We start from the raw sequence: 4,756 nt of genomic DNA, 5'->3' as shown, positions 1-4,756 counted from the left end.
AAGGCCGACTGGCCGGTCCAGGTCACGCCTTCGCCACCCATCTGGGTAAAGGTCGAGGTCGAGCGGTCCATCCAGGTCGCCATGTAGTGGCAGCCAATGCCGCCCACCGCGCGCGAGCCTTCGGGCACGCGGGTGCTGGTGTTGTGCGGACAGCCACTGCAAAACCACGGGGCACGCTCCCCGGTGTCGAGCTCGATGGCCGCCATCGCGCGTTCGCGCCCGTCGATGATCGCCAGCCGGGTTTCCATGCGGGCGATGATGTCGGCCGGCACGCCGAGCTTTTTCAGGCGCTTGGCAATCGCCTTGGCGATGATGGCGGGCGTCAGGTCGGCCTTGGCGCGCAGCAGCCAGTTTTCGCTCGGGTTGGGGCGCGACCATTCGCCGCCCGAGGCATCGCCCTCGGGCTCGTCGAATTTTCCCAGCACATTCGGCCGCACGTCGGCGCGCCAGTTGTAGAGCTCTTCCTTGAGCTGGTATTCAATGACCTGGCGTTTTTCTTCGACCACCAGAATCTCCTGCAGGCCTTCGGCAAAGTCGCGCGTGATGGTGGCTTCGAGCGGCCACACCACGTTGACCTTGTGCAGGCGTATGCCGAGCTGGTGGCAGGTGTCTTCGTCCAGCCCCAGATCGACCAGCGCCTGGCGCGTGTCGTTGAAGGCCTTGCCGCTGGCGATGATGCCGAAGCGGTCTTTGGGCCCGGCAATCACGTTGTAGTTGAGCTTGTTGGCGCGGATATAGGCCAGCGCGGCATACCACTTGTAGTCCATCAGGCGCGCTTCCTGCTCGAGCGGGGGGTCGGGCCAGCGAATATGCAGGCCGCCCGGCGGCATCTGGAAGTCTTCGGGAATGATGATCTTCACGCGGTCCGGATCGACCGAGATCGAGCTTGACGATTCCACCACTTCCTGAATCGTTTTCATGCCGGCCCAGACACCCGAAAAGCGGCTCATGGCAAAGGCATGCAGCCCCATGTCCAGGATGTCCTGCACATTGGACGGAAAAAACACCGGCAGGCCGCAAGCCTTGAAGATGTGGTCGCTCTGGTGCGCCGCGGTCGAGCTTTTGGACACATGGTCGTCGCCGGCAATCGCAATCACGCCGCCGTGCTTGGCGGTGCCGGCCATGTTGGCGTGCTTGAACACGTCTGAGCAGCGGTCCACGCCCGGACCCTTGCCATACCAGATGCCAAACACGCCATCGAACTTGTTGCTCTGCGGGTAAAGGTCGAGTTGCTGCGTGCCCCAGACGGCGGTGGCGCCCAGCTCCTCATTGACGCCGGGCTGAAACACGATGTTGTGCGCCGCCAGGTGTTTTTTGGCGGCCCACAAGGCCTGGTCGTAGCCACCCAAGGGCGAGCCGCGGTAGCCGCTGACGAAGCCGGCGGTGTTCAGGCCGGCCAGCGCGTCGCGCTCGCGCTGCAGCATCGGCAGGCGTACCAGCGCCTGCACCCCGCTCATGAAGGCCCGGCCACGGTCAAGGGCGTATTTGTCGTCCAGCGTGACGGTTTCCAGCGCTTTGCGGATGTGTTCGGGCAGGGGGGCGTTCATGGTCGTCGGTCTCCAGACTGTTTGTAATGCTGCCTTGTGGGCAGGTTCAGGCGCCACCGATCCCGGATAGGGACAGGTCTCTAGGCGTCTTCAAAGTGTAGGCCTGGCGGCATGATATGTCTTTGCTTTCTTTGCCTGATTTAGCGGGTGCAAAGAAAGGATATTGCTTAAAATAGCCAAATATGGAAACTTTGGACAAGTTTGACATCGCCATCCTGAATGCCCTGCAAAGCGAGGCGCGCCTCACCAACACCGAGCTGGCATCGCGCGTCGGCCTGTCGGCCGCGCCCTGCTGGCGGCGCGTGCGGGCGCTCGAAGAAGCCGGTTTCATCACCGGCTACCGGGCCGAGATCAACCGCCACAAGATTGGCCTGGGAGTGCTGGCCTTTGTCCGGCTCGATGCCGACCGCAACAACGGCGACGCCACGCGCCAGCTCGAGGAAGCCATCAAGAAGCTGCCCGAAATCATTGCCTGCCACTACATCAGCGGCACCGGCACGTTTGAGCTGCAGGTGGTGGCGCAAGACCTGGAAGCCTTCAGCAAGTTCGCCCTGCAAAGCCTGATCAACCTGCCCAACGTGAAAGACCTGCACACCAGTTTTTCGCTGGGCGAGGTCAAGGCCAGCAGCGCGCTGCCGCTGGGGCATCTGACCAAGGGGCCGCAGGGGGCGTGAGCATGCCGCCAGCCCTCAGGCCGTCGGCAACAGCAGGCAGCGCTCCAGCCCAAAACGCAGAAAATCCTGGTCAAAACTGACCAGCCGCAGTCCTGATGACTGCGCCACGGCGGCCAGATAGGCATCCGTCCACAGCCTGGCGGACAAGGCGCTGGCATTGATCAGCTTTTGCAGTTCCAGGTCACAGCCAGCCGGCTCGGTCAGCAAATCAACGCCGGGGATGGCCCGAAACTGCTGGTACAAGGCCAGCGCCTGCGTCAGATTGAGCGCGCCAGCGCCCACCACCTTGGGCTGGCACAACAGGCGCACCAGGCCCAGCATGGTGACGCGGCAAAACCAGAGGTTGCGTTCAGGCAGGGCCTTGGCCTGCACGCCGTCCCAATAGCGCCGGGCGGCCGGATGCTGTGGGTGTTCCTGCACCGCCAGCGCCAGCCAGACATTGATGTCGGGCAAATCCCCCGAAAGCAAACCAGCGCCCAGCCACGGCAGGCCCGCCGCTTCGCTCACGCGCGGCGGAGCCGGCGAACTGGCTGGCGCGTAGGGTGCCAAGCCCGTTTCAGTGGCCGCCGGCTTACTCATCCAGCAGCGCGCTCAGGCTGGCGTTGCTCAATTTACCGGCGACAAGAAGCATGGGCGAGCCCAGACTGATGCTGGGCAAAGCGGCAGGCGCTGGCTGGGCCACCTCAGGCGCCTGCAAGCCGCGCTCAACCAGGCGAACGACCAGGTCACGCAAGCTCGAGCCCTCCAGCGCCGCACGCGCTTTGAGGTGCTTGAACAGCGGGTCGGGGAGTTCTAAAGTGGTTCGCATAAACGCATATTTATGCATTTGTGCTTTAAAGTCAAGCAAGAAAGCCCGCTTGCGGGTTCTTCAATTGCTATTAAATTTATAGCTATCTAAGAGCGTATTTGTTGGACTGGAAGGCTATTCGATGTCAAAAATGGGGTTTTGAGGTCGCCCGAGCCTTGCCGGCTGGGTATTTTTGCCCTGGTGGCCATTTTTAGCGGCATTTTGCGCCTGGCCCATTGGCTTCAAGCACTTGTAGCTATTAAAGTCATAGCACAGCAAATGCTCATGGGCGCAGCATGGGACAGAGAAGAAAAATGCAATTTGGGAGACCTGACCCTCAAATTCCTCAAATTCCCGCTCAAATTCCGACCCTCAAATTCCCAGGGAGACCTGACCCTCAAATTCGCAGTGCCTTGCCACCAAGCGACGAGGGGTTAGGCATCACTGCTGACAAGGGGGCGACGAGCGTGTACCTTGGCCTCTTCGTATTGTTCATCTGTGAGTTCTTTGGAAAGGCTGTCCCAATACGTGATCGCCAACCCGTTACCTCGGCGCGCCGATCGCATGATCCACTGAGCGGCTTGTACGATGTCTTTCTCGAAGACAATTCCAACATGATAGGAAACGCCGAGCATGGCCTGTGCACCGGCGTGTCCGTTGAACGCGGCGCGCTGCCACCAATAGACGGCATCTGGCGGCGATCGTTCTGTTCCATTGCCTTCGTGAAAAGTCGTGCCAAGTAGAGCTTGCGCATCAGTATCGCCACTTTCGGCTGCCTCGATCAGAGCTTGGAGCGAAGACTTCTGCATCTATGCTTCCTCGACGTGCGTCGCTGTAACTCGTGATGCATAACGTAATGTCCAGAGCAAGACCCGCTCCATATGTTTGGCGTCGCTCCATAAGCTGGGCATCAAATCCTCCTGAAACGGGCTGTCAGCCTTGTTATTTGTTGAAAATTCTGGGTAAAAATTCAGTTGTGAATTGCCCCCAAAACCCGGCAATCCTCCGCTGCAATCCACCCGCCTGCTGGATCCGATGCGCGAGCGCCTTCGGCACATGCACTGTAGCCTCAGTACCGAGACGGTTGACTGTACTGGGCTCGAGGGTCAGCCGTTTCCCGTCGCAGGCCGGGCAATTTTGCATTGAGCACCCTTTTTAGCAGTGTTTTCGGCTTCCAGCCCACGAAGAACGGGCGCCATCAGCTATCGTTTTTGTAGCGTTATAGGCCTCACCACCCTCACTTCGGCCACAGCACCCACAGCCGCAGCGGCTGGTTGACGCGGGCGGCCAGTTCGCCGGCTTGCGGGCCGGTGCCGGCGAAGTAGTCGGCGCGCACGCTGCCGACGATGGCGCTGCCGGTGTCTTGGGCCAGCACCAGCTTTTGCAGATGGGCGGCGCGGCCGCTGGAGGCGAGCCAGACCGGGGTGCCGTAGGGAATGCTGCCGGGGTCGACCGCAATCGAGCGGCCCGGCGTCAGCGCCACGCCCTGCGCGCCCTTGGGGCCGAAGGCGGCGTCGAAGTCGCTGAGTGCTTCTTCCTTGAAAAAGATGTAGCGCGGGTTGCTCCAGAGCAGTTGCTGCACGCGCTGCGGGTTGTCGCGCACCCAGGCCTTGGTGGCGTCGGGCCAGGGGTTGATCTTGGTCACGCCCTGCTCCAGCAGCCACTGGTTGACGCTGCGGTAGGGCTGCTCGTTGGAGCCGGCAAAGGCCACGCGCACGGTGCGCTGCGAGCCGTCGGGCTCGCTCAGG

At 61.6% G+C, this 4,756-nt stretch carries 5 protein-coding genes and 1 pseudogene; 1 reads left to right on the top strand and 5 read right to left on the bottom strand.

What is annotated here, in order from left to right; translation table 11 throughout:
- Positions 1–1,547: pseudogene (locus tag RMO23_RS02085) on the bottom strand (indolepyruvate ferredoxin oxidoreductase family protein); the annotation flags it as partial.
- Between the two features lie 182 nt (positions 1,548–1,729).
- Between RMO23_RS02085 and RMO23_RS02080 the strand changes: the two are divergent.
- Positions 1,730–2,221 (top strand): Lrp/AsnC family transcriptional regulator, encoded by a 492-nt coding sequence (locus RMO23_RS02080; RefSeq protein WP_309678440.1) that lies wholly within the window; start codon positions 1,730–1,732, stop codon positions 2,219–2,221.
- A gap of 15 nt (positions 2,222–2,236) precedes the next feature.
- On the opposite strand, the gene RMO23_RS02075 is transcribed toward RMO23_RS02080, so the two are convergent.
- The 4 genes from RMO23_RS02075 to RMO23_RS02060 form a co-directional block, all read right to left on the bottom strand.
- The gene (locus RMO23_RS02075; protein WP_309678439.1) at positions 2,237–2,770 is read right to left on the bottom strand and encodes a TA system VapC family ribonuclease toxin; all 534 of its coding nucleotides are present in this window, start codon (positions 2,768–2,770) and stop codon (positions 2,237–2,239) included.
- 22 nt (positions 2,771–2,792) lie between these two features.
- A complete protein-coding gene (locus RMO23_RS02070; protein WP_309678438.1) occupies positions 2,793–3,029 on the bottom strand; it encodes a hypothetical protein in 237 nt (78 codons plus the stop codon).
- Positions 3,030–3,442: 413 nt separating this feature from the next.
- On the bottom strand, positions 3,443–3,817 hold the full coding sequence (locus RMO23_RS02065; protein ID WP_309678437.1) for a tetratricopeptide repeat protein: 375 nt from the start codon (positions 3,815–3,817) through the stop codon (positions 3,443–3,445).
- A 428-nt stretch (positions 3,818–4,245) separates the two neighbouring features.
- Positions 4,246–4,756, bottom strand: a 511-nt coding sequence (locus RMO23_RS02060) for an MltA domain-containing protein (protein WP_309678436.1), incomplete at its 5' end; no start/stop codon positions are given.

The sequence above is a fragment of the Polaromonas sp. genome (genome assembly GCF_031411155.1).
Taxonomy (GTDB): Bacteria; Pseudomonadota; Gammaproteobacteria; order Burkholderiales; family Burkholderiaceae_C; genus Polaromonas.
The sequence above is the reverse complement of the archived record's forward strand: the minus strand, read 5'-3'. Positions and strand labels throughout refer to the sequence as shown.